Below are 23261 nucleotides of genomic sequence, written 5' to 3'. Positions count from 1 at the left end.
GTGCGGCCGTACCTGATCTCGCTCGCCGCCGGCCTGTTCGTCGGCGTGATCTATGCGCTGCTGAAGGTCCGGTCGCCGGCCCCGCCGACGATCGCGCTGATCGGGCTCGCCGGCATATTGCTCGGCGAGCAGGCAGTGCCGCTCGCGAAGAGCCTGTGGGCGAGCCGTGACAAGGCCGCCGCGATCCGGGCGGCCTGCACCGATCACGTGTTCGGGATGCTGCCCGGCCATCACCACGACGATGCGGCGTGATTGACCGCCGCACGACCATCCTCGGCGGGGCAGCGGCGACGCTTGCCCCGCTGCTAGCCGGCAACCGGAGACCGACCATGTCCGACCTGATCCTCGTAAATGCGAAGGTGACGACGCTCGACCGCGAGAACCCCGAGGCGCGGGCGATCGCGATCCGCGACGGCAAGTTCCTCGTGGTCGGCTCCGAGCAGGACGTGCGCGCGGCGGCTCCGGACGCGACCGTGATCGACGCGGGTGGGCGACGCGTCATTCCCGGGTTGATCGACAGCCACATGCACATCATCCGCGGCGGGCTGAACTATAACCTCGAACTGCGATGGGACGGCGTGCCGAGCCTCGCCGACGCGATGGCGATGCTCAAGAGACAGGTCGACAACACCCCTGCGCCGCAATGGGTGCGCGTCGTCGGCGGCTTTACCGAACACCAGTTCGCTGAGAAGCGCCTGCCGACGATCGCCGAACTCAACGCGGTGGCACCCGACACGCCGGTGTTCATCCTCCATCTTTACGATCGCGCACTGCTGAACGCCGCAGCCTTGCGCGTCGTCGGTTACGGCAAGGACACGCCCAACCCGCCCGGCGGTGAGATCGTCCGCGATGCGGCGGGCAACCCGACCGGGCTGCTGCTTGCGCATCCCAATGCGACGATCCTCTATTCGACGCTCGCCAAGGGACCGAAGTTGCCGCCTGAATATCAGCTCAATTCCACCCGACACTTCATGCGCGAGATGAATTCGCTCGGCGTCACCGGCGTGATCGATGCCGGCGGCGGCTTTCAAAACTATCCCGACGACTATGAGATCATCGAAAAGCTACATGCCGACGACCAGCTGACGCTGCGCATCAGCTACAATCTCTTCACGCAGAAGCCGAAGGAGGAACTCGCCGACTTCCAGGGCTGGGTGAAGCAGGTCAAGCCGGGCCAGGGCGACGACACATACCGCCACAACGGCGCCGGCGAGATGCTCGTCTATTCAGCTGCCGACTTCGAGGACTTCCGCGTCGAGCGCCCCGACATGCCGCCGAGCATGGAAGGCGATCTCGAACCCGTCATCCGGCTGCTCGCCGAATATAAATGGCCGTGGCGCCTGCACGCGACCTACGACCAGACGATCGGCCGCGCGCTCGACGTGTACGAGAAGGTCGCGAAAGACATTCCGTTCGACGGGATCAACTGGTTCTTCGACCATGCAGAGACGATCACCGACCGCAACATCGATCGGATCGCAGCGCTCGGCGGTGGCATCGCGATCCAGCACCGCATGGCGTATCAGGGCGAGTATTTCGTCGAACGTTACGGCACCAAGGCCGCCGAGCGGACGCCGCCGATCGCCAAGATGCTCGCCGCCGGGATCCATGTCGGCGCCGGTACCGACGCGACGCGGGTGGCCAGCTACAATCCGTGGGTGTCGCTCAACTGGCTCGTGACCGGCAGGACCGTCGGGGGCTGGGTCTCTACCCCGGTGCCAACCGCGTCAGCCGTGAAGGCGCTGGCGATGTGGACGCACGAGAACACCTGGTTCTCGAACGAGGTCGGCAAGAAGGGCCGGATCAAGGTCGGGCAACTCGCCGATCTCGCCGTGCTGTCGGGCGATTACCTGACCGTTCCCGAGACCGACGTCCCGCACCTGCGGTCCGTCCTGACGCTGCTCGGCGGCAAGGTGGTGTTCGGCGAAGGCGACTACGCCCGCTCGCGCCGTCGCTACCCAAACCGATGCCCGACTGGTCGCCGGTCGCGACGTTCGGCGGCTACCACCGCACGCCCGAAGCCTTGGCGAAACTCGCCGCCGCGTGCGGCTGCGCAAGCGGCTGTTCGGTTCACGGACACGACCATGCCGCCGCTCTCGGCCGCGAGGTCCCCGTGGCCGACGTCCAGAGCTTCTGGGGTTCGTTCGGCTGCGGCTGCTGGGCGGTCTGACATGATGGGGAGACTGAGAATGAACCGTACAAACCTGCTTATCGCAATAGCCTTGCTCGGCCTGTCGCCCTCCGCGCCCGGCTTTGCCCGCGACGCTCCGGCGACCGCCGACTATGCGGTGGGGCCACAATACGACACGACCCATGTCTACGTCGCGCCGGAGGATTTCGACCGCTTCGTCGCCAGCCTGACCGCCACGTTCGGCGGGACAGCCACGAAGAAGGGCGCGTTCCAGGTCACGCCGACGACCAGCAAGACCTTCTCGCAACTCGTGCTTATGCCCGCCGGATCGATTTCGGTATTCGGCTTCACCACGCCGATCCCGTTCCTGTTCGGCAGCGAGCGCAACGGCTATCTCGTTACCGACATCGACGCGGCCGTCGCGTCGGCAGTCAAGCACGGCGCGACCCGCACCATAACGACGTTCCCCGATCCGATCGGCCGCGATGCCGTCGTCCAATGGCCGGGCGGAGTCGGCATGCAGATCTACTGGCACACCGCCAAGCCGAACTATCCCGCGCTGGCGACCATCCCCGAGAACCGCGTCTACCTCACGCCCGACGCCGCGGACGCCTTCGTGAAGAGCTGGACCGGTTTCGCGCACGGCAAGGTCGTTGCCGACGACAAGGCGGCGGATGGCAGTGAGATCGGCCGGCCGGGCACGCACTATCGGCGTATCCGCGTCGCATCCGGCTACGGCAAGACGACCGTGATGGTATCCGACAACCAGCTCCCTGGCCCTATGGCCGCGACGTGACCGGCTATGAGGTGGGCAACCTGCAAGCCACGCTGGCCAAGGCGAAAGCGGTCGGCGTCGAAACGCTGGTCGAGCCGCATGCCGAGAGCGACCGGCAGTCCGCGATCGTTCGCTTCCCCGGCGGCTATATCGCCGAAATCCATTCGCCGATGGTCCGATGACCGCCGCTCGTGCACCGCGCTTCGTCGGAGCCATTCTCGACTGGAGCTGGACGGGCTTCCTTGCCCGCCTTGCGCTCGTCGGGGCGTATTTGCTCGGCGGAATCGTCAAGGCGAGCGACTGGACTGCCGCGGTCGCCGAGCAGGCGCACTTCGGCATGTCCCCGCCCGCCCTGTGGGCGGCGCTGACCGTCGCGATCGAGATCGTCGGCCCGCTGCTGATCCTGTCCGGTCGGTTCGTCTGGCTCGGCGCAGGCATGCTCGGCGTCTTCACGCTGTTCGCCGCCATCACGGCCAATGCATTCTGGGCGATGCCCGCCGGCCAGGAGCGTTTCATGGCCACGAACGCCTTCTTCGAACATCTCGGCCTGATCGGCGGATTCGTCCTCGCGGCCATGGTCGCGGAGATGGAAGCGAGACGTGCGTAGGCTCCTGCTGCTGGGATTGGCGTCGACGAACCCGGCGGCCGCGCAGACCGAGGCGTGGCAGCCCCGACGCTGACCGTCACGCGCTACGACGAGGATTGGACGAGCCTTCGCGATCCGGCAGAGCGGAAGGACCATTGGACGGGCCCGTTCAAATACATCCCGATCACGGCGGACGCCTATCTCGTCACCGGAGTCGAATTCCGTCTGCGCAACGAGACGTACCACGATAATTTGTGGGGCGATGCGGATGCGCCCGACGACAGTTACCTCTGGGCCCGCGTCGTCCCGTACGCCGACCTGCATGTCGGAAAAGCGCGCGCGTTCGTCCAGCCGATCATCGCCTATGCGGCAGGCGTCGCGCCCTCCGCCAGCCCCGTCGATCAGACGCGTGTGGACGTGCTCCAAGGGTTTGCGGATGTCGACATTGGCGCGGTGACGTTGCGCGCCGGCCGGCAGATGCTCTCGCTCGGCACCGAACGCCTCGTCGGCACACGCTACGGCCCGAACGTACCGCTGGCTTTCGACGGCGCGCGCGGCATCGTCCAGATCGGGGCGGCAACCGTCAGCGTGCTGGCGGTGCGTCCGGTACAGCTGGGTCCGAAATCGTTCGACGACACGCGCTCGCGCAGCAAGTCGCTCTGGGGCGCCTATGCCACGCTTCCCGGTCTCGACATCTATTATCTCGGTTACCGCAATGCCCGCGCCGCGTTCGGCGGACGCACCGGGCGCGAACTGCGTCACAGCGTCGGCGCGCGATCGTTCGGAACCGCCGGCGACTGGCAATGGAATATCGAGGGCGTCGCGCAGTTCGGCCGCTTTGGCGGCAACAGGATCGGTGCATGGACGCTCGGTACAGAAGTCGGAAGATCCTTCCCCAACGCCCCATTTGCACCGGATGCCGTCATGCGGTTCAACATCGTCAGCGGTGACCGCCGCCGCGGCGACCGCACGCTCGGCACGTTCAATGCCCTGTTTCCAAAAGGCAAATATTTCGGCGAGCTGTCGCCGGTGGGGCCGTCGAACATCGTCAGCGTGAACCCGCGTGTGGCGATGACCGCAACGCCAGGCGTTTCCGCCAGCATCAGCGGCATGGCCTATTGGCGATACGCGCGTGCCGACGGTGTCTACGACGTTCCCGGCAATCTCCTGCGCGCGCCGGGCACGTCCAAGGCACGCTTCATCGGCAAGGAGATCGAGGCGACCTTGGCCTGGCAGGCGACGCCCGAACTCGAACTCTCGACATCGCTATCCGCCTTCGACGCTGGGCGGTTCATCTACGACACGGGCTCCGGCCGGACGATCGTCATGCTCGGCCTCGAGAGCAATTTCCGGTTCTGACCACACCGCCTCTTCCTCGCACGAACACGGATCCTGGAGATCGACATGGCCACCACCGCTACACCCACCGACCCCCGCGTGCCGTTGCTACTCCTGCTTTCCGTCACGACGGGCCTCGTCGACGCGGCCAGCGTGCTTGGTCTCGGCAAGGTCTTCACGGCCAACATGACCGGGAACGTCGTGTTCCTGGGCTTCGCGGCATCGGGCGCGCCGGGGTTCAAGATGCTGCCCTTCGTGGCCGCGCTGGCTAGCTTCATGATCGGCGCACTCGTCGGCGGACGGACCGGAAAGGCCCATGCAGGGGGATCGGAACGACGCTGGCTCTTGACATCCGCCATCGTGGAAACCGCGCTGCTCTGGGCCGCCGCGATATTGGCGCTGGGGTTCGACGTAGCTGCACAATCGCCTGAGGCACGGCTCTACCTTATCATCGGCCTGACGGGGATCGCGATGGGATATCGCAACGCCACCATCCGACAACTCAAGGTGGCGGATCTCACGACGACGGTCCTCACCTTGACGCTGACGGGGCTTAGCGCAGACTCACGAGCCGCCGGTGGAACGAGCACGAACTGGAGGCGACGCGTGGGCGCCGTCATCGCGATCTTTGCCGGCGCGGCGCTGGGCGCGGGACTGCTAGTGCATGTCGGTCTCTACGCGCCGCTCGCCCTCGCCGGAACCGTCGTGTTGTTCGGAACGCTGGCCTTCGCCTATCGTCTGGAAGCAGTATCTTCGACCTGATAAACGTTATGTCGAAGCAGCGTTTTGCAAATGGTGTGATAGGCGCTTCGCTGCTGGACGCTTTCGAGCAGTGCCAATCCCGCACGCGCATCACGAATGCAAATGACGACGAGGTTTAATCATCACGCCCCCAGATCACATTGGTCTTGATGACCCAACAAACGACATTCGAACGACGATTTCCGCCCCCAACTTCGGCCGTTCGTTCATATATGCAAACTCGCGATAAAACGTTTCGACTGCCGTCATTACAGGGCACTCTCCGATGCCCTCGTTAGAGCGGTTTTCAGCCGGATTGAATCGTTGGGGATTCACCGGGCGGCCGTTTTCTGATTCACGATCCGCGCCGGCGAAGGAGGCTGGCGCGAATGGGTCGAGCTTTATCGCGTGATCTGCGAGACCGCGTCGTTGCGGCTGTGGAAGGTGGGCTATCGTGTCGACAGGCGGCGGAGCGGTTCGGCGTCAGCGCGGCCAGCGCGATCCGCTGGCGGCAACTGGTGCTCGCCCATGGCACGCCAGCGGGCAAGATCAGGGGCGGCGACCGTCGTACGGCGAAGATCGAAGACCATGCCGCGTTCATCCTGGAGGCGATCGAACAGCAGCCCGATCCGACGCTGGCGGAGTTGCGGGAGATGTTGGCCGAGCGTGGCGTGACGACCAGCATCGCCACGCTCTGGCGCTTTTTCGCCCGGCACGGGATCACGCGCAAAAAAGACCGGCCATGCGAGCGAGCAGGACCGGCCCGACGTCCTGAAGCGTCGCGAGGAATGGTTCGACGGACAGCTCGACCTCGATCCCGACACGCTAGTCTTCATCGACGAAACCTGGGCCTCGACCAACATGGCCCGCCGCCATGGACGATGTCGACGAGGCCAGCGATTGCAGGCTGGCATTCCCTTCGGCCACTGGAAGACCACCACCTTAACAGCCGGCCTGCGCCGCACCGGCATGGTCGCGCCATGGGTGCTCGACAGGCCGATGAACGCCGATGCGTTCCTCACCCATGTGACCCGTGTCCTCGAGCACGAACTTGATCGCGGTGACGTCGTCATCATGGACAACCTGTCGAGCCACAAGACGCCGGCCGTGCGCGCGGCCATCGAGAGTGTCGGCGCGACGCTCCTGTTCCTCCCGCCGTACAGCCCCGACTTCAACCCGATCGAACAGGCCTTCTCCAAGCTCAAGGCGCACCTGCGTAAGGCTGCCGAGCGCACCATCCATGGCCAATGGAACGCTATCGGCCGCATCTTGGACCTATACTCGCCACAGGAATGCGCCAACTACTTCGCTGCATGCGGATATGATGCAGACTGATCGAAAACCGCTCTAGGTTCGCCTGAGGTTTGCGAAAGGTTTGTCATGAAGGTTTAATCGGGGTCGCTTTCCGGGGCGGGGCGATTTTCGCGATGACACATTAACCGGTCTCGGTGCATGGTGACGATGTGGCACAGCTGAACCCAGCGATCCTGATATGGGCACGAGAGACCGCCGGTCTCGATGTGGAGACGGCTGCGCGCAAGATTTCCCTGAACGCGGCACGGGGCGTGACTGGCGCCGATCGGCTGGCAGCTTTCGAAGCAGGTGATGGGTCCCCAAGTCCTGCAACCCTGCGAAAGATGGCTCAGCAGTATCACCGACCGCTGTTGACGTTCTACATGGCCGAGCCGCCCGTCGCCGCGGAGCTCGGGCAAGATTTCCGTACGTTGCCAGATCAAGGCGACCCTTCCAACGTGCTGCTCGCTACCCTGCTTCGCGATGTGAAGGCTCGCCAGGCTCTGGTCCGCGAGGCACTTGAGGACGACGACTACGCGGAACCGGTCGCGCTCGTTGGGGCGGAATGGCAAACGAAGGATGCAGCAACCCTGTCCGCTGCGCTGGTCAAGGCGATCGGCTTTGATCGGGCGGTTTTTCGGGCACGCCGGTCAGTAGATGAAGCGTTCGGATACCTTCGTGGCCTGATCGAGGCCAAGGGGTGTTTGTACTGCTGGCCGGTGACTGTGGGAATCACACGACGGCGATCGACGTCAACACGTTCCGCGGATTCGCGATCGCGGATGCTATGGCACCGTTCATCGTCGTGAATGACCAGGATGCTAAGTCTGCATGGTCCTTCACGCTGCTGCACGAGATGGCGCATGTCCTCCTCGGACAGGGTGGCGTCAGCGGGGGAGCACCGCAGGGGCAGTCGAACGCCTGTGCAACGATACGGCTGCCGCCACGCTAGTCACTGGCGCCGAAATCAACGCCCTGACGCTTAGCGGAAGCCCGGCTGACAGGCGGCAGATCGAAGCGTTGGCCGATCGTGCGAAAGTCAGCAGGACTATGATCGCGTACCAGCTGTTTCGTGCCGAGCGGATCGAGCATGACGAGTGGATCCTCTATCGCGACCAGTTCCGGTCCGACTGGCTCGCCAGCAAAGCCCGCCAAAAAGAAATCAACCGCGGCTCCGATGGCGGGCCCAACTGGTACATCGTGCGACGGCACAGGCTGGGCGCAGCGCTGCTAGCTGTCGCTAGGCAGGGTATGGCGGATGGATCTCTTACGCCTACTCGGGCAGCCCGGATGCTGGGGGTCAAACCGATGAACGTATACCCGCTCCTTGCTGAACCGCGGCGGGCTCTCGCCTGATGCAGTATCTGCTCGATGCCAACGCACTGATCACCGCGCACAACACGTGGTACGGCCTCAACCGTGTCCCCGAATTTTGGAAATGGTTGCGACACCACGGGACGGCGAACGCCTTGAAGCTCCCGGCGGAAATCTACGCTGAGGTTGAGACTGGCACCGACGCGCTGGCAGCCTGGATGAAGGACGCCGCTAACAAGCGGGCGCTTCTGCTTGCCGAGGATAGCGATCCCGCGAAGGTTCAGGTCGTGCTGGCGCGATACGGATATCCTCTTAGCGAAGCAGATCTCATCACCGTCGGCCAGGATCCGTTCTTGATCGCCGCAGCGCTTGGCCACGCCGATCGTTGTGTCGTCACCGCCGAGGTTTCCAAGTCGTCGCGGACGGGCGCTCGCCGGCACATTCCCGATGTATGCAACGACTGCGGAGTGACGTGGATGCATCCCGTGGAGTTCATTGAAGCGCTCGATTTTTCGACCGACTGGGACGCCATCGACAAGCTGCTCGGGTAATTCGCTACTAGGCTACTGATTACCGATCGAGACACACTTTCCCGAGGTAACCTTTCGTGCCGATCGGCTGGTTCGTGGCCGTGCTCCACCGGATCTTCTGCTGATCCTTGCTCGTGAAATAGATCAGGACGCCAGTCCAGCCGGCGGCGTGATCGACGACCTTGGCAGGGTGGCGGTCCTCGGTGGCGCCAAGGACCTCGACGTACGTGATCCTCGTGCCGGCGGGCAGGCTCTGCAGTTCTTTGGCGGTCATGCCGGGGCTATGCCCGAACCCTGTGGAACGGCAACCCGCGGTCACCCCGGCATCTAGATGCGCCGCGGCCTGCCACCGCCATCGCGCGAAATGGACACCTTCCCGGCTCCAGGCTGGAGCGCATCCCGGTCGAATGACGACGGTGCCGTCGGCAAAGGGGGACGAGGCGATCCGCCCATCCGCCCCCGCAGCGGCACCACAGTACCCCATGCTCCGCCGCCTGAACGAATGTCCGATTTCTTTCGGTCCTCGTCCATAAGCGGACTGGCCGCTATCCACCAGTTTTACCGCAAATGCCGGCGGTCCGCATGCACCGCGATGGCGCCGTTCGCTCTTTGAAGCTGTGCGTTCCTGCAGCTTTGGGATCTGCTGCCAGAACGCGGTGCGGTTCTCCGTCAAAGAAGCTTCTTCCGCCTGCAGATACCAGGCATTTTTGACCGAATTACCTCAGCCAACCGGCCGTAAATGCCCCTGCCGCCCCCGCGACGTTTATGATAAAAGGCGGCATGCTCAAGACAAGAATGAAGCGGGTCGCCGATCGCGGCGATCACGCCGTGCGGCGCCTTGCCGAGATCGAAGCCTCGATCGCGGACCTTTCCAACGAGGATCTGCTCGATTTGGCTGACATCTTTAAAGCCGAGCCCCGCTCACCAATCGGGGATATGGCATTCGTTGAAATGGCGCGGCGGAATATCAGTTTTTAGAAACCGGTCAGGAATGAATTAGCAGGATCATGGGACTACCAAGGAGCATCGGCTGCCCCAAGGATCGCCCGCAATTTTGCATGATCATCAACGGAGCGACGACATAGCGATGATAGCGATTGGTACGCGGATCAACGAGATAGGCACGTTGGTCCGCGATGGCGGAGCCTTCTATCTTCGCCGCGATGTCGGTGGCCGCTACGAGCTGGAATTGCATCGTACCCCCGTAGATCTGGTAGAAAAGCGCGTCCGGCTCATCGGCACACTGGTTGGCCCGAATCTGGTGAACGCTGACGGCGTTGCGCCAGCTTAGTTGGCTGGACATTCCCGTTCAGTCGTCAGCCACTGGACGCGATTCTGATTCAACCTGACTCATTGGCGTTGCGCACAAACCACGAACGGGCATCATCCATGCCATGGAACAGCGGATCATTCATGCCTGCGGTCATGAGCAGGCTCATCATCTTACCGGCTTTGAAAGCCAGCAGGAACGTAAGGCCAAGTGGCTGAAGACGACTACCTGTCGAGACTGCTTCGTTGCGGAAAAGCGGGCTGAGGAGGTCGCTGCGGCAGCGTTGAGCAGCGCCGCTGTCTCACACCTTGTTCTTCCGCCGCTAGCGGGGACCGATCGGCAAATCGGATGGGCGTCGACGATCAGGACCAAGCGGCTCGCAGCGCTAACCAACTCAAACAGCGACGCCGACTGTAACGCATGCCTTCGGGTCACTGACGCCAAATGGTGGATCGATCACCGCGATCTGACGGACGTCGATCTGATGGCGGCAGTTATGAAGGCATCGGACATCCAGGACGTCAGGGCAGTGACGGCGTCGATAACCGACATGCCTCGGACGGCATGATCACCTAGCTGACGCCGTCGCACGACCAGCCTTGCAGAAACGGTGTCATTGATAGCACGAACTTTAACGGGATACCGCGCCCCCCTGCCCGAGATCCAAGCCGGTGCGAAACGTCCGTCGGCAGTACAGTGCTTTTAGGGTATGCCTTTCGCAGACCTCTCAATAGCTGGTACTTTAATCACGTCCTGATGGCGTAAAAAGGACTAGACTAATAAGTACCACATATAGCAGACTACGGGATGTTTATCCGAGCCTATCTTCGCGCTTCTACCTCCGAACAGGATGCGTCGCGCGCCAAGAGCGCCCTCGACGTGTTTGCGACCGAGCACGGGCTTCGGATTGCAGCCCGCTATGTCGAAAACGAAAGTGGAGCCAAGCTTCACCGACCAGAGCTGTTCCGCCTGCTTTCGGACTGCGAGCCGGGAGACGTGCTCCTAGTCGAGCAGGTTGATCGGCTTTCCCGCCTCACCTCCCCAGACTGGATCAAACTGCGAAATCTAATCGACGCCAAGCAGGTCCGGGTTGTTGCACTCGACCTGCCGACGTCGTGGATCCTGACGGCACCGACGGATGAGTTCACCGGCCGAATGTTCGCAGCGGTCAACGCCATGATGTTGGACGTACTCGCCGCGGTTGCCCGTAAGGACTATGAGGATCGCCGTCGTCGACAAGCCGAAGGCACCGCAAAAGCCAAGGCAGCGGGCCTTTATAAGGGGCGTCCCGAGAACAAGACCCGCAACGCTGCGATCTCGAGCCTTCTTCGCGATGGCCGAAGCTGGCGCGATATAATGGATGCGACTGGGTGCAGTCGAACGCTGCTCGCCAAGATTGCTCGTGATCGCCGTCGACAGGCGGAGGCCAACGCAGCAATGTCAGACGCGCACCCCTAATGTGTTCAGGCAGACTCTAGACCCTCATAATGAGGTGTCCGATTTCTCTGCTACCGACCCTGTTTGAACGGGTTTTGTGTACCAAAGCCTATGCCCACTCAGGGTATACCCGGATTGACGCCGGGGCGTTACGTCCTGTCTTTTGGTAGGTGACGGAAAACCTCTAGATTTTGGTTTCCGCACAATCGGACAAAGCGACAGGGTTTGTCGCATGTGCCACTCGTAGGTTGGGGAAGCCCCGGTCACCTGACCTGCCGCCTGCCGACAATCATGTGTTTTCCGACAGGTAACTACGCGTCCGTCAGTAGCCCACTGGCGCCGACAATCTCAGGCGACGCGATGGTACTGTGCTCATTGATAGGAGGGGCTATTCGCAGACCCGATTAGACTCCACACAGTGATGAAGATCGCTGCGGCAACGGGTCCGATCAGCAGGCCGTTAAACCCGAACGCCGCCAACCCACCAAGGGTTGTGACCAGAACTACGAAGTCCGGGATGTTTGTCTCCCGGCCGATCAAGATCGGACGCAGCACATTGTCCACCGACCCGATCACGAGAAGGCCAGACGCGGTCATAATCAGCCCGTGCCACATGTCAGCAGTCGCAAAGAGATAGATCGCCACCGGTACCCAGACAATACCTGTCCCCACGGCAGGCAGCAGGGACGAGAGCGCCATGACGACCGCCCACAAAGAGCGTTAGGTACGCCGAGTAGGGCCATGATGGCACCGCCGACCGAGCCCTGTGCCGCCCCGACTAGGACGCCACCTTTAACCGTGGCGCGTACTACGGTCACGAAACGATCAGCGAGCAATCGACGATCGTCCGGTTTGAGCGGCACGACGTTGCCAATGCTGGTCGTCATCGACCGCCCGTCGCGGAGCAGGAAGAAGGTCAGGTAGAGCATCGCGGCAAGCGACCAGGAGGAAGCTCGCCGCACTTTGGCCGATGGTCAGCGCGTGCGACGCCAAGATTTGCAACCGCGCCGTGATACCGATCGACAGTTGTTCACGAAGGGAATCGAGGTCGGTGATACCGGTCCGCCGCATCAACCCTGCCATCCAGCCCGGCAGGGTCGCTTGGATACGTTCGAAGGTCGCGGCAATGTCGAGCTGACCAGACTGGATCTGCGTATAGATCGTGCCTGCCTGGTCGAGCAGGAACATCGACAGCGCGACACCCGGCACTACGCCCATTGCGACGACCACGAGCAGCGTGAGGATGGCGGCGAGATTTCGGCGTTTGGGAAAACGCGAGAGAATACGGTTGTTCAAAGGCCAGAACATGATCGCGGCGACCACGCTCCAGAGGATCGCACCGAGGAACGCCCACACCGACCATAGGAACACAACGGTCACGGCAACGGCGACAACGCCGAGCGCCAAATGCGCCAGCGTCAGGTTGGGCCGCTGGCGGCGATGCGTGTGACGCGTGTCCTGCACGGCGCCCACCGTCATGCGACCACGTCGGCATCGGCGGTAACGCCGATATGTGCGGCATCGATGCTTGGCTCCCATGCCAGCTCGGCAAGAACAGCCTCCTGAAGCGCGCGATCGTGGGGCATCATGGTCTCTTGTAAGGATGGGCGAAACTGTTGAACCGGCTTCACCTTCAGGCTTGATGTAGCGCCGGGCGGCTGACGGCCTAGGATCGGGAAATACGTGCGCGGCCGATGGGATCGCGCACCGTGAGGAGTGTTGGCACTCGGATAATGCGGGGGCGCTTACGTGTTTCCCGAGCCTGCGACGGCCGTCTGCGACGGTCTAGAAGAGTCGACAGGGGCTGGTCGTAATGCCGATCGCCCACCCGCACTCATCGCAAGGGATCCACCGTGATCGAACTCGTCACCACTCGCCCGGACAGCCCCGGGGCACCGGCGCTACCGCTGCACGACGCGGATTGGAGCGCTGACCTGATCTCGCGCGCCGGCTACCATTTCCACGTGCGCCCTGCGGCGCCGGCGGACGAAGCGGCCCTCGCCGAGTTCTTCACCCATGTTGATAAGGAGGATCTGCGGTTCCGCTTTCTGAGCGCGGTCCAGAAGGTCGGGCACGATCAGCTGAAGGCGTTGGTAACGGTCGATCATACGCGCACCGAAAACTTCCTGGCCATCGAGAGCGGCACCGGTCTGGTCATCGCAACCGCCATGCTCGCTGCTGACGAGACGTTGACCAATGCCGAGGTCGCGGTCGCGATCCGGTCGGACTTCAAGCGCGGCGGGATCAGCTGGACGCTTGTCGAGCATGTCGTGCGGTTCGCCCGGTCCAAGGGCATCAAAACGCTGGAATCGGTCGAAAGCCGCGACAACTATCAGGCGATCAAGCTGGAGCGCGAGATGGGCTGGTCCGCCTCGCCCTGTCCTGGTGATTCCTCGCTCATCGTGCTGCGCATGACGCTCGAACCCAAGGCAGCCTGATCGGGCAGCGATACTGCGCACGCCCGATCGCTGCCGTCCGACTTCGCCTACCAGCCCACGCCTGAACGCAGGAACATCACGATGGTCAATTCAATCCTTACCCCCGATGCGCGCGCGCTGGTCGACGAACGCGCAGCTGAGCCGGTCGTGCATCACGTCCCCAAGGGGTTTTCAGACCGGTTCGCGCTCGGCTTCACCAAGCTGCTGCGCTTCAGCGCCGATACCTTCTTCGCCAAACGCTACGGCCATCGTGCCATCGTGCTCGAGACGGTCGCGGCCGTGCCGGGCATGGTCGGTGCGATGTTCACCCACCTGACTTGCTTGCGGCGGATGCGTGACGACGAAGGCTGGATCCGCACCTTGATGGAGGAGGCCGAGAACGAGCGCATGCATCTGATGACGTTCATCGAGATCGCCAAGCCGACATGGTTCGAGCGGATGGTGATCCTCGGCGTCCAGGGCGTGTTCCTTATCGGCTTCTCCATTCTGTATCTGGTCTCGTCGCGCACCGCGCACCGGGTCGTCGGCTACTTCGAGGAGGAGGCTGTCACCAGCTACACCCTCTACCTCCAGGAGATCGACGAAGGCCGGTCGCCCAATGTCCCGGCGCCGGCGATCGCCAAGCACTATTGGCAGATGGCGGACGATGCGACGCTGCGCGACGTTGTGCTCGTCGTCCGGGCCGACGAGGCGCATCACCGCGACGTCAATCACGGCTTTGCCAGCACGCTGGGCGGCAAACCGGCCGATCCGAGCACCATCGCCCCCTACCCGCTTCACGCGACCCAGCTTGCCGTCGGTGGCTGACCGCCGTCCTAAACCCGTCCAGGCGTCGTTAGATCAGATTGGAAGACCCATGCAGTCCATCCTTCTCCATATTCAGGACGACGATGATCTCGACGGCCGTATCGACGCGGCGGTGATCCTTGCCCATGCATTCGATGGGTACATCAGCTGCCTGCACACGACGCCTTATGGCGTTTATCTGACCAACGATCCTTTCACCGCGATGATGCTGCCCGTCGACTTTTCGTCAAAGATGGAACAGCTCGCTCTGGATCTGCGGTTGAAGGTCGAGGAGCGCCTGCGAAATTCAATTGCCGAGTGGGAATGGACCCACGTCGATGACGAAGCGCACCTCGCGCTTCTGCGCAGAGCACCAATTGCCGATGTTGTTGTTTTAAGCCTTGGATCGGACCGGAAGGCGCAGTCGCTCGCTGCGAAGGTCGCAGCGACGGCGCGCGCGCCGGTGCTGGCGGTACCGCCATCCGACAGGCCGTTTGATCCTACCGGTATCGCGGCCGTCGCATGGGATGGCTCCGCGGAGTCTTCGGTGGCGCTGCGTGCGTCGCTGCCGCTACTGCGCAAGGCCGCATCGGTCCATCTCATCGAGATTGAGGACCGCACCGTGCGGACCCGCAGCGAGCAAGGCGCGCATTACCTCTCGCGGCATGGAATCAAAGCCCGGGTCGTCCGGCGCGCCGCGGACAGCGGTGACGCCGGTGGTGCCATCCTGAAAGTGGCCGAGGAAGTGGGTGCCAGCCTGCTGGTCATGGGCGCCTATGGTCACTCACGCACCGCCGAGTTTCTGCTGGGCGGAGCTACCCAGGCGGTGCTTTCCAACAGCCGCATCCCCTGCTGCTGGCGCACTAGCGCTCTCGATGCGGACCGACCCACAAGAGGAACTGCCGGTTGTCCAATGCTGCCTTCGTCGATCGCCTGACTCTAGAGCTGCGCCCTGATCCTTCGCGGGTGGTGATCCGACCATATGTCCCCGGCGCCGACGGGGATCATGCGCGTGCACGACGGATCGCGTCTCGCGTCATGGAGCTTGACGATGCGACCGTCGTGGACGAGCTGCGCGACCTGACCCGCGACTTTGCCGGGCATCATGCGCAGGTCGAGGCTGTGTTCCGGCGGCGATATGCCGAGGTCAAAGGGGTTATCGGTCACGATTACCCGGTGGACGATGCGCGTGCGTTGCTGATCGGTGCCTATTTTTGCCAGGAATATGGCTACGAGGCAGCTGCTCTCTTCAACCCCAGCATCGTGCCCCATCCGGACCAGTCGGAGGTTCCCGCAGGCTCGGTACGTTTCGTTCTGTCGTTACGCGCGGTCGGTGAAGGTCATGTCTCCTCGATCGCATTCAGGACGGGCCTGTGCGACGCATCCGGCGGAATCGTCCTAGAGCCCCAAGGCGCGCGGGCGATCGTACCGCAACTCGCGGATGCGGCCTTGGGCGGCTCGCGACCCGCGGGCGTCCGAATGCAGTGCGAGGCTGGCTACAGCCTTTCCGAGATCGTGATTTTCCCATCGACCCCGGCGCAACGCAACGGGATTGAGGATCTGCGCCTCGTTCGCTTTGCCGACGATGACGGAACGGTCTCGTGGCTGGGCACCTACACGGCCTATAGCGGCCAGGGATTCGTCAAGAGTTGCTGCGCACTGCAGACTTCTGCTCGTTCGCCCTAGATACGATTCACGGATCGGCAGGCGCCGGCAAGGGCATGGCGCTGTTTCCGCGGCGGATTGCCGGTCGCTATGCCATGCTCGGTCGCGCCGACAACGAAACGATCTCGCTCGCCTATTCGGACGACCTTTACGAATGGTCCACGGGTGCGACGATCATCGAACCGCGATGGCCGTGGGAGTTTGTCCAGATCGGCAATTGCGGCTCGCCGATCGAGATTGCCGAGGGATGGCTGGTCCTGACCCACGGAGTCGGGCCGATGCGCAACTATGCGCTCGGCGCCTGCCTGCTTGATCGCAACGACCCGTCAAAGCTGCTGGGGCGTATGACCTATCCCCTCGTCCGCGCCGATGCGACTGAGCGTAAGGGCTACGTCCCGAACGTCACCTATAGCTGTGGCGCGCTCCTTCATGATCGCACGCTGATCCTGCCCTACGCGGTCGCCGACAGCTTCACGACATTCGCGACGATGCCGGTCGATCGCCTGCTCACAGCGATGCGATGAGCATGGTGCCACGATCAATACCGGCTCCGCCGAGGCCGTCTCAACCTCAGATAGGACGCGAGCGATGTTTGTAGAAGGAATGCTCCAAAGCGGGCGCACGACGCTGGTGACGATCGACAGCGAACAGCCGTTGATCAAAGCAGCGGGGCAGCTCGGCGCCGGGACCGACATTCTTGCCGTCGTCGGATCGGCCGGAATGCTGCTCGGGATAGTCACCAAGACCGACGTCGTCCGTCAGATGGCCGTGTGCGACGGTACAAGCTGCCGCTGCGCGGTCACCACTGTGATGACCACGGCCGTCACCAGCTGCACCGCGTCGGACCCCCTGCAGGACGTGGCCGACCGCATGAAGCGCCATCACCTAAAGAACATTCCTGTGATCGATGCCGAAGGTCGGCCGATCGGGATGCTCACGGCCCGTTCCGTGCTGCGCGTTTTGCTGGGCGACGCCGAGTATGAGGAAGCGCAACTCGTCAACTACGTCAAAGGCATCGGCTACCGATGACGCGCACCCACGAACTGCTCTCCCCAAAGGATGTCCCGATGCCCGATACAGACCAGAATCCGAGCACGGCCGAGTTGCGTTTCCGCACCCTGTCCCGCTGGGATAATGAAGGCGGCTCGGTTGTCGCAGCGCCTGATCCGCATCCCACGATCGCGGCGCTTACCTCGGCCGAACTGATCCAGCTGCGCATCCGGACGATCGCGCTGGAGAACATGCTGATTGCGGTGTTGGCCGAGGGATCCGATCGCCAACTCGCCGTCGCACGGGAAATGGCCGAGTACATCGCACCGCGACCAGGCTTCACGCATCACCCGCTGACGATCGAGGCGGGCCGTCACATGACATCGCTCGTCGATCGTGCGGTCCACTTCCGCACGATCCAGCCGTAGCGGTCGCACGCTAAGCCATCCGCGCTCTGGCAAGGGCGTCGGCATAGGTCGCCGTTCGCGCCAGCAGGCCATGACGGTCGTCGATGCGCGCGCGTGCGAGCATGGCGATCACATCGGGTCGCGGGGTGCAGACGATCACGCGCGTGCCCGCTGTTCCTGCACGGCTGACCAGTTCGCCGATCGCCGCTGCGCCGCTCGCGTCGAGCACCGGCACATTCTCCAGGCGGACGATCAGCACGCGCGGAATCCTCCCTAACTTGCGATAGGCATCCATCAACCCTGCGGCCACGCCGAAGAAGAACGGGCCGTCGATCCGGAATACCTCGACGTCTGCGGGCAACGCCAGGCGCTGGTCGACCTCGTCTTTGCCTGTTGCGTCGCCGCTGTCGATGCTGACCGTTTCGCTCATCCGCGCCACGAACAGGAGCGATGCCAGCGTCACTCCGACCCCGATCGCGACCGTCAGATCGACGAGCACCGTCAACGTGAAGGTCAGGAGCAGGATGGCCCGGTCGCTGTTTGGCATGCGCAGCACCTCAAGGAAGCGATCGTGCTCGCTCATGCCCCAGGCCACGACGAACAGGATCGCGGCAAGCGCGGCCATGGGTACGAACCCCATCAGGTCGGCACCGAAAATCAGGAACACGAGGATGAAAACGGCGTGCAGCATGCCGGCGACCGGCGTCTGCGCGCCTGCCTTTATGGCGGTTGCGGTCCGCGCGATCGCGCCTGTTGCCGGAAGGCCACCGAACAGGGCGGATGCGATGTTGGCAAAGCCCTGCCCGACCAGCTCTTGGTTCGATCGGTGTCGCGATCCGATCATGCCATCAGCCACCACGGCGGACAGCAATGCCTCCACGCCTGCGAGGAAGGCGATCGTGAAGGCCGACGGCAGGACAGCCTGCACCTTGGCCAGCGTCCATAGCGGCAGCGCCGGAATCGCAATGCCACTGGCCATGTCAGGGAAGCGCGAGCCGATCGTCTCGACGGACAGGCCGGTTGCAACCACGAATATGGATGCCAACAGGACCGCGACTAGGAACCCCGGTATCTTGGGAGACAACCGGCGCAGGATGACGATCGTCGCGAGCGCGCCAATTCCGATCGCCATCGTTGCAAGATCCACTGTTCCTAACGCACCGAAATAGGCGGCCCATTTCGGCAGGAAATCTGCTGGGACGTTGGCCAGGCGCAGCCCGAGGAAGTCGCGCACTTGACTGGAAGCGATGATGACCGCGATGCCGGCAGTGAAACCGGTGACGACGGTGTAGGGGATGAAGCGGATCAGATCACCAAGACGGGTGTACCCCGCAACGATCAGGATGATCCCGGCGAGTAAGGTCGCGAGGATCAGTCCGTCATAGCCGTGCTGCGCAATGACGTTGAAGACGACCACCACGAACGCGCCGGTCGGCCCACCGATCTGCACGCGTGAGCCGCCAAGCGCGGAGACGAGGAACCCGGCAACGATGGCGGTAATCAGACCCTTGTCGGGGGATGCGCCACTTGCGATCCCCAGCGCCATCGCCAAAGGGAGTGCCACGACGGCCACGGTCGCACCGGCGACGGCATCCGCCCGCAGCTTGGCGAAGCCATAACCTTCTCGCATCGTCGTCACGAGCTTGGGAAGGAAAGTGCCCGGCGTGCGGTCAGCCATGTCGGGTGTGGCGCTGCCAGCGTGCCACGATCTGCTTGGTCGCTTCGGTTACGACGACCGTCGACACCGTTGCACCGAGGCAGAACCAGAGCGTCCGGTTTACCACCGGCGAGGTGCCGAGGATGCCGCCCAACGGGGGCCAGAACATGGCGACTAGCTGCAGCGCGACTGCGATGCCTATGCCGAGCAGCAGCCACGGGTTGGAAAACAGCGGCTCGCGGAAGATCGAACGCCGCTCACTGCGCATGCACAGCACATAGACGTTCTGGAACAGTACGGTCATCAGCAGGACCGCGTTCTGAATTTCGGCGAGGGGATGCCCGTCCCGCCGCAGGGCATAGACCAGGAAGAGTGCAAAGCCGGTCATTATCACGGCGGGCGGGATCATCAGCGCGATCGCGCTGCGATCGAGCAGCGGTTCGACCGGCGCGCGCGGGGTTGGCGCAGCTCGTCGCCCTCCCCGCGGCCGAACCCCAGCATCACATCCTGCGCGCCGTTGGTAACGAGGTTGAGCCATAGAAGCTGGACCGCGGTCAGCGGCATCGGAAGGCCGAAGGCGACGGCGCCGAGGAACATGCCGATCTCGGCCATACCCGTCGCTAGCAGGATGATAACGATCCGCCGGACATTGGCATAGGTCACGCGACCTTCTTCGACGCCGGCCACGATCGAGGCGAAATTGTCATCTGCCAGCACCAGATCGGCCGCACCGCGCGCGACATCAGTGCCAGCGATGCCCATCGCGACGCCGATATGCGCCGCCTGAAGCGCGGGGGCGTCGTTGACGCCGTCCCCGGTCACCGCAACCAGCTCGCCGCTAGCGGCCAAGATCTGGACGATCTCGAGCTTCTGGACTGGCTCGATCCGCGCAAACACGCGCCCTTGCAGCACCAGCGCTGACAGCTTGGCCGGTTCGTCCGCCAACGCACCCATCTGGATGCCGGTGACCACCTGATCTTCGCGGACCTCAAGTCCGAGGCCTCGCGCGATCGTCAGCGCCGTACCAGGGTGGTCACCCGTCACCATGCGGACGCCGATCCCGGCTTCGGCGCAGCGTGCGATCGCCGCGGGCACTTCCGGGCGGACCGGGTCAATCAAACCGATCCAGCCAAGGAAGACGAGGCCCGTCGGTGATCTGGGGTCGACCGTCGCCGATCCGTCGGACGCGGCAACGGCGATGATGCGGTATCCGTCGGCAGCCATCGCGTTGGCCTTGGCGATGGTGGGAGCGTCGACCGGACGGCACATCGGCCGGACGACTTCGGGCGCGCCCTTGGCGAACACGCGGATGCCCTGCCCTTCGTCGACCGCCACGGTCGAAAATTTGCGGGCTGGCTCGTAGGGCAGCCCTGCAATCCGGACGATCGCTTGGATCGCTGCCAGATCAGCAGCATTGTCCTGCGCGAACCCCAGGAGGGCGACGTCGACGGTGTCGCCGACCGGTACGCCATCAGCACCGAGCGACGCTTCGTTGCAGAGCGCGGCCGCGCGGCTGATGGCAACAAGCGCGTCTGCATTCTCCGCCCACTCCGCGCGATCGAACGCCCGGCCGTCAGCCAGCAGGATGCGTTCGACCGAGAGTACGTTGCGGGTGAGCGTGCCCGTCTTGTCGCTGGCGATGATGGTACAGGCGCCAAGCCCCTCGACCGCCGGCAGCGATCGGACGATGACCTTGCGCGCCGCCATGCGTCGCGTCCCGGCCGCGAGCGCAACGGTAACCGCGATCGACAGCCCTTCCGGGATGGCCGCGACGGCCAGCGCGACGGCGAGGATCAGGATTTGGTCGCCCGGGCGGCCCTGGACGAGCAGCACGATCGCAAAGGGCACGATCAGCGCGATGCTGGCGATACTGATCTGCCGTGCCAACCGGTTGAGGCGCACGACCAGCGGCGGGGGTGTTGCCTCGGTATCGCGTAGCGATGCGTCGATCGCGCCGAGGGCAGTGTCGGCACCGGTCGCCACGACGACGCCAGCCCCCGTCCCTCGTCGATCATCGTGCCCGCGAGCAGCATCGTCGTGCGGTCACCGGGCGGCGTGCGCTCGACGAGCGTCGCAGCCTCATCCTTCAGGACCGCGACGGACTCACCAGTAAAGGTCGACTGGTCTACCCGCAGGGCTGCGCTCGACGACAGACGGATGTCGGCGGGCACCGCCATGCCGCTTTCCAGTTCGACGACATCGCCAACGACGATGTCGCGCGTGTCGATTACTGACACGGATCCCCCGCGGCGGACCGGCGCGGTATGGCCGATCATGTCGCGCAAAGCGGCAAGGCTGCCCGCAGCCTTGCCCTCCTGGAACGTGCCGATGAGTGCGTTGACGATAAGCACGACGCCGATGAAACCGGCGTCGGTCGTGTGCCCTAGGCCTAGCGACACGGCCGCTGCGGCAACGAGCAACCAGATCAGCGGGCTGTTGAACTGCCGTACGAACAGCAGGATGATCGAAGGTGTCGGAGGGGGCGCCAGTTCGTTCAGGCCGTCCCGAACGAGACGCGCGGTCGCCTCTTCGGGTTGAAGACCCTGATCGGATGTGCCGAGCCGGGCTGCGATGTCGGTGCTCGACATTGCATGCCATGCGATGACCGGGGCGGTTTCCTCTCGGGTGCGGTCGGCTATCATGGCCGGTCCGCCTCGATCACCGTCACCGCCTTGCCAGTGCCTGCGCTTGCCAATGTTTCACGCGTGACGAGCAACGTCGTGCCTGGCGTGAGCACCGTCGCCAGCGCTGCACGGAAGCCATCGGGAAGACGACCCTTTGCCCGGTCCGCGTCGCTTAGCTCCCCCGTTTGGGTTTGCCCGGGCAGCGGCAACCGCAACCAATGCTCTCCCCCGTCGTCGATCGCCTGAAGCGTGAACGCCGCGGTCTCTTCGACAGGAACCTCGAGGTCGATTCCGCTCGATCCGATCTCGACGCCGTTGCGCATGACGACCACCCGACGGTCGCGACCGCTGATGACGATCGATACCGGACCTGTGGGAGCGCGCGCTGGGGTCCAAGTGAAAGTGCGGTCACCGCTGGTTGCGGGCTGGTCACGCTTCAGAACGCCTGGGGTCGGGACCACCACAGGAACCAGAGCGTCCTGCGTAATGACCACGGTGATGCCCATCTTGGTGATGCCGAACAGCAGCTTGGCGAAGGCCAGTGGCATCCGGATACAGCCATGCGAGGCGGGATAGCCCGGCAGGTTGCCGGCGTGCATCGCGATCCCGCCCCAGGTCAGCCGCTGCATGAACGGCATGGCGGCATCCTTGTAGAGGTTGGACACATGGTCCGCGTCCTTCTGGAGGACGGTGAACACCCCGTCGGCGTCACAAAGCCCTTCGTTCCTGTCGATACCGTCGAAACTCCGATCGCGACGCCGTTACGATAGGCATAGGCCTTCTGGGTCTTGAGGCTGACGATGATCGTGACCGGTCCTTCGGGCGCGATCCCGGGTGCCCACAGATATTCGCCGGGCTTCAGCGCCTCTATCCTGCCGTCTGCAGCAGGGACCGGTTGCGTTTGCGCCGAGACGGCGATCGGCATCGACAGGGCCAAGGCGATCGCCATCATCATTTTGCCCGTCACGTCAGGTCGACCGCCACGGCCAGCCCGGACATAAGGCCAGCGCCTTTCACAAAGCGCCGGGGGCGGCGAACCTGGAGTGGATCGAAGGCACGGGCATTTGACCGCGCAGCACCTTCGGCAAGGTGTAGAATGGGACGGCGCGGGACCGCGGCGGGGCCGTCCGAAGTGTGGTTGATCGTCATGGCTGTTGGGTCCGATTCCTGCGGCCGTTGCCGCTCCACCCACCTCGCGGAAGGCGGGGGTAAGAAGGCCTACCGGCCTGGCCGGTCGCGCATCACCATCGGAAATTACGCAGATATCATGCGGGTTCAG

At 63.7% G+C, this 23261-nt stretch carries 26 protein-coding genes and 4 pseudogenes; 20 read left to right on the top strand and 10 right to left on the bottom strand.

Going from position 1 to position 23261, the window contains the following annotated elements; translation table 11 throughout:
* The 9 genes and pseudogenes from AC0IX7_RS00655 (at position 1) to AC0IX7_RS00615 (ending at position 7816) form a co-directional block, all read left to right on the top strand.
* Positions 1-252 (top strand): XapX domain-containing protein, encoded by a 252-nt coding sequence (locus AC0IX7_RS00655; protein ID WP_132898232.1) that lies wholly within the window; start codon positions 1-3, stop codon positions 250-252.
* Between the two features lie 77 nt (positions 253-329).
* Positions 330-1862, top strand: a pseudogene (locus AC0IX7_RS00650) (amidohydrolase); the annotation flags it as partial.
* Positions 1863-2189: 327 nt separating this feature from the next.
* Positions 2190-3088 (top strand): annotated as a pseudogene (locus AC0IX7_RS00645) (VOC family protein).
* Complete coding sequence (locus tag AC0IX7_RS00640) at positions 3085-3513, top strand: DoxX family protein (RefSeq protein ID WP_132898230.1); 429 nt, start codon at positions 3085-3087, stop codon at positions 3511-3513. The pseudogene AC0IX7_RS00645 and the gene AC0IX7_RS00640 overlap by 4 nt, the downstream one beginning before the upstream one ends.
* Positions 3506-4851: pseudogene (locus AC0IX7_RS00635) on the top strand (alginate export family protein). Before AC0IX7_RS00640 ends, AC0IX7_RS00635 begins: the two are co-directional and overlap by 8 nt.
* A gap of 45 nt (positions 4852-4896) precedes the next feature.
* Entirely contained in the window at positions 4897-5592 is a 696-nt protein-coding gene (locus AC0IX7_RS00630; RefSeq protein WP_132898228.1) for a YoaK family protein, read from the top strand.
* A gap of 368 nt (positions 5593-5960) precedes the next feature.
* Positions 5961-6906, top strand: a protein-coding gene (locus AC0IX7_RS00625) for an IS630 family transposase (RefSeq protein ID WP_471810042.1) whose coding sequence is annotated in 2 segments (ribosomal slippage) — positions 5961-6298 and positions 6297-6906 — 948 coding nt in all. Because the reading frame shifts where the segments join, the coding sequence is not laid out codon by codon here.
* A 128-nt stretch (positions 6907-7034) separates the two neighbouring features.
* Entirely contained in the window at positions 7035-7673 is a 639-nt protein-coding gene (locus AC0IX7_RS00620; protein ID WP_471810041.1) for a helix-turn-helix domain-containing protein, read from the top strand.
* Positions 7652-7816: an ImmA/IrrE family metallo-endopeptidase gene (locus tag AC0IX7_RS00615; protein ID WP_471810040.1), complete on the top strand. Its 165-nt coding sequence runs from the start codon at positions 7652-7654 to the stop codon at positions 7814-7816. The genes AC0IX7_RS00620 and AC0IX7_RS00615 overlap by 22 nt, the downstream gene beginning before the upstream one ends.
* Here the strand turns inward: AC0IX7_RS00615 and AC0IX7_RS00610 are convergent.
* A complete protein-coding gene (locus AC0IX7_RS00610) occupies positions 7813-7956 on the bottom strand; it encodes a hypothetical protein (RefSeq protein ID WP_471810039.1) in 144 nt (47 codons plus the stop codon). The genes AC0IX7_RS00615 and AC0IX7_RS00610 overlap by 4 nt on opposite strands.
* Before the next feature lie 263 nt (positions 7957-8219).
* On the opposite strand from AC0IX7_RS00610, the gene AC0IX7_RS00605 reads away from it, so the two are divergent.
* A complete protein-coding gene (locus AC0IX7_RS00605; protein ID WP_353445245.1) occupies positions 8220-8729 on the top strand; it encodes a DUF4411 family protein in 510 nt (169 codons plus the stop codon).
* 19 nt (positions 8730-8748) lie between these two features.
* Here the strand turns inward: AC0IX7_RS00605 and AC0IX7_RS00600 are convergent, their stop codons facing one another.
* Positions 8749-8982, bottom strand: coding sequence for a hypothetical protein (locus AC0IX7_RS00600; protein ID WP_471810038.1), 234 nt, complete (start codon positions 8980-8982; stop codon positions 8749-8751).
* Between the two features lie 506 nt (positions 8983-9488).
* On the opposite strand from AC0IX7_RS00600, the gene AC0IX7_RS00595 reads away from it, so the two are divergent.
* The gene (locus tag AC0IX7_RS00595; RefSeq protein ID WP_452656998.1) at positions 9489-9686 is read left to right on the top strand and encodes a hypothetical protein; all 198 of its coding nucleotides are present in this window, start codon (positions 9489-9491) and stop codon (positions 9684-9686) included.
* A 7-nt stretch (positions 9687-9693) separates the two neighbouring features.
* Here AC0IX7_RS00595 and AC0IX7_RS00590 read toward each other — a convergent pair whose 3' ends face one another.
* Complete coding sequence (locus AC0IX7_RS00590; protein ID WP_452656997.1) at positions 9694-10011, bottom strand: hypothetical protein; 318 nt, start codon at positions 10009-10011, stop codon at positions 9694-9696.
* Between the two features lie 91 nt (positions 10012-10102).
* Here AC0IX7_RS00590 and AC0IX7_RS00585 point away from each other — a divergent pair, with 91 nt between their 5' ends.
* Both AC0IX7_RS00585 and AC0IX7_RS00580 read left to right on the top strand, forming a co-directional pair.
* Complete coding sequence (locus AC0IX7_RS00585; protein ID WP_452656996.1) at positions 10103-10546, top strand: hypothetical protein; 444 nt, start codon at positions 10103-10105, stop codon at positions 10544-10546.
* 239 nt (positions 10547-10785) lie between these two features.
* Positions 10786-11436: a recombinase family protein gene (locus AC0IX7_RS00580; RefSeq protein ID WP_056484377.1), complete on the top strand. Its 651-nt coding sequence runs from the start codon at positions 10786-10788 to the stop codon at positions 11434-11436.
* Between the two features lie 351 nt (positions 11437-11787).
* Here the strand turns inward: AC0IX7_RS00580 and AC0IX7_RS00575 are convergent, their stop codons facing one another.
* Together AC0IX7_RS00575 and AC0IX7_RS00570 are read right to left on the bottom strand one after the other, a co-directional pair.
* Positions 11788-12129 carry an AI-2E family transporter gene (locus AC0IX7_RS00575; RefSeq protein ID WP_471810037.1) on the bottom strand — a complete coding sequence of 114 codons (342 nt, stop codon included), beginning with the start codon at positions 12127-12129 and terminating at the stop codon, positions 11788-11790.
* A gap of 111 nt (positions 12130-12240) precedes the next feature.
* A complete protein-coding gene (locus AC0IX7_RS00570) occupies positions 12241-12738 on the bottom strand; it encodes an AI-2E family transporter (RefSeq protein ID WP_471810036.1) in 498 nt (165 codons plus the stop codon).
* A 530-nt stretch (positions 12739-13268) separates the two neighbouring features.
* Between AC0IX7_RS00570 and AC0IX7_RS00565 the strand changes: the two genes are divergently transcribed.
* The 7 genes from AC0IX7_RS00565 to AC0IX7_RS00535 all read left to right on the top strand — a co-directional run bounded on the left by AC0IX7_RS00565 (position 13269) and on the right by AC0IX7_RS00535 (position 17722).
* Positions 13269-13853 (top strand): GNAT family N-acetyltransferase, encoded by a 585-nt coding sequence (locus AC0IX7_RS00565; protein WP_471810035.1) that lies wholly within the window; start codon positions 13269-13271, stop codon positions 13851-13853.
* Between the two features lie 81 nt (positions 13854-13934).
* On the top strand, positions 13935-14660 hold the full coding sequence (locus AC0IX7_RS00560; protein ID WP_471810034.1) for an alternative oxidase: 726 nt from the start codon (positions 13935-13937) through the stop codon (positions 14658-14660).
* Positions 14661-14709: 49 nt separating this feature from the next.
* On the top strand, positions 14710-15576 hold the full coding sequence (locus AC0IX7_RS00555) for a universal stress protein (RefSeq protein ID WP_471810033.1): 867 nt from the start codon (positions 14710-14712) through the stop codon (positions 15574-15576).
* A 101-nt stretch (positions 15577-15677) separates the two neighbouring features.
* Positions 15678-16325, top strand: coding sequence for a glycoside hydrolase family protein (locus AC0IX7_RS00550; protein WP_471810032.1), 648 nt, complete (start codon positions 15678-15680; stop codon positions 16323-16325).
* Positions 16326-16360: 35 nt separating this feature from the next.
* Positions 16361-16828: a glycoside hydrolase family 130 protein gene (locus tag AC0IX7_RS00545; protein ID WP_471810031.1), complete on the top strand. Its 468-nt coding sequence runs from the start codon at positions 16361-16363 to the stop codon at positions 16826-16828.
* A 106-nt stretch (positions 16829-16934) separates the two neighbouring features.
* A complete protein-coding gene (locus tag AC0IX7_RS00540) occupies positions 16935-17333 on the top strand; it encodes a CBS domain-containing protein (protein WP_471810030.1) in 399 nt (132 codons plus the stop codon).
* A gap of 38 nt (positions 17334-17371) precedes the next feature.
* Positions 17372-17722, top strand: a complete 351-nt coding sequence (locus AC0IX7_RS00535) for a hypothetical protein (protein ID WP_471810029.1) — start codon at positions 17372-17374, stop codon at positions 17720-17722.
* A gap of 10 nt (positions 17723-17732) precedes the next feature.
* On the opposite strand, the gene AC0IX7_RS00530 is transcribed toward AC0IX7_RS00535, so the two are convergent.
* From AC0IX7_RS00530 to AC0IX7_RS00510, 5 genes and pseudogenes are all read right to left on the bottom strand, one after another.
* Entirely contained in the window at positions 17733-19379 is a 1647-nt protein-coding gene (locus AC0IX7_RS00530) for a SulP family inorganic anion transporter (protein WP_471810028.1), read from the bottom strand.
* Positions 19372-21260 (bottom strand): annotated as a pseudogene (locus AC0IX7_RS00525) (cation-translocating P-type ATPase). The gene AC0IX7_RS00530 and the pseudogene AC0IX7_RS00525 overlap by 8 nt, the downstream one beginning before the upstream one ends.
* Positions 21209-22000 (bottom strand): P-type ATPase actuator domain-containing protein, encoded by a 792-nt coding sequence (locus AC0IX7_RS00520; protein WP_471810027.1) that lies wholly within the window; start codon positions 21998-22000, stop codon positions 21209-21211. The pseudogene AC0IX7_RS00525 and the gene AC0IX7_RS00520 overlap by 52 nt, the downstream one beginning before the upstream one ends.
* The gene (locus AC0IX7_RS00515) at positions 21997-22680 is read right to left on the bottom strand and encodes a L,D-transpeptidase family protein (RefSeq protein ID WP_471810026.1); all 684 of its coding nucleotides are present in this window, start codon (positions 22678-22680) and stop codon (positions 21997-21999) included. The genes AC0IX7_RS00520 and AC0IX7_RS00515 overlap by 4 nt, the downstream gene beginning before the upstream one ends.
* Positions 22599-22949 carry a hypothetical protein gene (locus AC0IX7_RS00510; protein ID WP_471810025.1) on the bottom strand — a complete coding sequence of 117 codons (351 nt, stop codon included), beginning with the start codon at positions 22947-22949 and terminating at the stop codon, positions 22599-22601. The genes AC0IX7_RS00515 and AC0IX7_RS00510 overlap by 82 nt, the downstream gene beginning before the upstream one ends.
* Positions 22950-23261 lie beyond the last annotated feature (312 nt).

This window comes from Sphingomonas sp. AC411, assembly GCF_979253035.1.
The sequence above is the reverse complement of the archived record's forward strand: the minus strand, read 5'-3'. Positions and strand labels throughout refer to the sequence as shown.

What these genes read in the sequence shown, in the direction of transcription:
- AC0IX7_RS00545 (WP_471810031.1), top strand. Translation starts at nt 16,361, where the DNA reads ATGGCGCTGTTTCCGCGGCGGATTGCCGGTCGCTATGCCATGCTCGGT.
- AC0IX7_RS00585 (WP_452656996.1), top strand. Translation starts at nt 10,103, where the DNA reads ATGGAACAGCGGATCATTCATGCCTGCGGTCATGAGCAGGCTCATCAT.
- AC0IX7_RS00555 (WP_471810033.1), top strand. Translation starts at nt 14,710, where the DNA reads ATGCAGTCCATCCTTCTCCATATTCAGGACGACGATGATCTCGACGGC.
- AC0IX7_RS00595 (WP_452656998.1), top strand. Translation starts at nt 9,489, where the DNA reads ATGCTCAAGACAAGAATGAAGCGGGTCGCCGATCGCGGCGATCACGCC.
- AC0IX7_RS00580 (WP_056484377.1), top strand. Translation starts at nt 10,786, where the DNA reads ATGTTTATCCGAGCCTATCTTCGCGCTTCTACCTCCGAACAGGATGCG.
- AC0IX7_RS00590 (WP_452656997.1), bottom strand. Translation starts at nt 10,011, where the DNA reads ATGTCCAGCCAACTAAGCTGGCGCAACGCCGTCAGCGTTCACCAGATT.
- AC0IX7_RS00640 (WP_132898230.1), top strand. Translation starts at nt 3,085, where the DNA reads ATGACCGCCGCTCGTGCACCGCGCTTCGTCGGAGCCATTCTCGACTGG.
- AC0IX7_RS00600 (WP_471810038.1), bottom strand. Translation starts at nt 8,982, where the DNA reads ATGACCGCCAAAGAACTGCAGAGCCTGCCCGCCGGCACGAGGATCACG.
- AC0IX7_RS00610 (WP_471810039.1), bottom strand. Translation starts at nt 7,956, where the DNA reads ATGCTCGATCCGCTCGGCACGAAACAGCTGGTACGCGATCATAGTCCT.
- AC0IX7_RS00530 (WP_471810028.1), bottom strand. Translation starts at nt 19,379, where the DNA reads ATGGCTGACCGCACGCCGGGCACTTTCCTTCCCAAGCTCGTGACGACG.
- AC0IX7_RS00550 (WP_471810032.1), top strand. Translation starts at nt 15,678, where the DNA reads ATGGAGCTTGACGATGCGACCGTCGTGGACGAGCTGCGCGACCTGACC.
- AC0IX7_RS00520 (WP_471810027.1), bottom strand. Translation starts at nt 22,000, where the DNA reads ATGATAGCCGACCGCACCCGAGAGGAAACCGCCCCGGTCATCGCATGG.
- AC0IX7_RS00615 (WP_471810040.1), top strand. Translation starts at nt 7,652, where the DNA reads ATGGCACCGTTCATCGTCGTGAATGACCAGGATGCTAAGTCTGCATGG.
- AC0IX7_RS00535 (WP_471810029.1), top strand. Translation starts at nt 17,372, where the DNA reads ATGCCCGATACAGACCAGAATCCGAGCACGGCCGAGTTGCGTTTCCGC.
- AC0IX7_RS00560 (WP_471810034.1), top strand. Translation starts at nt 13,935, where the DNA reads ATGGTCAATTCAATCCTTACCCCCGATGCGCGCGCGCTGGTCGACGAA.
- AC0IX7_RS00630 (WP_132898228.1), top strand. Translation starts at nt 4,897, where the DNA reads ATGGCCACCACCGCTACACCCACCGACCCCCGCGTGCCGTTGCTACTC.
- AC0IX7_RS00605 (WP_353445245.1), top strand. Translation starts at nt 8,220, where the DNA reads ATGCAGTATCTGCTCGATGCCAACGCACTGATCACCGCGCACAACACG.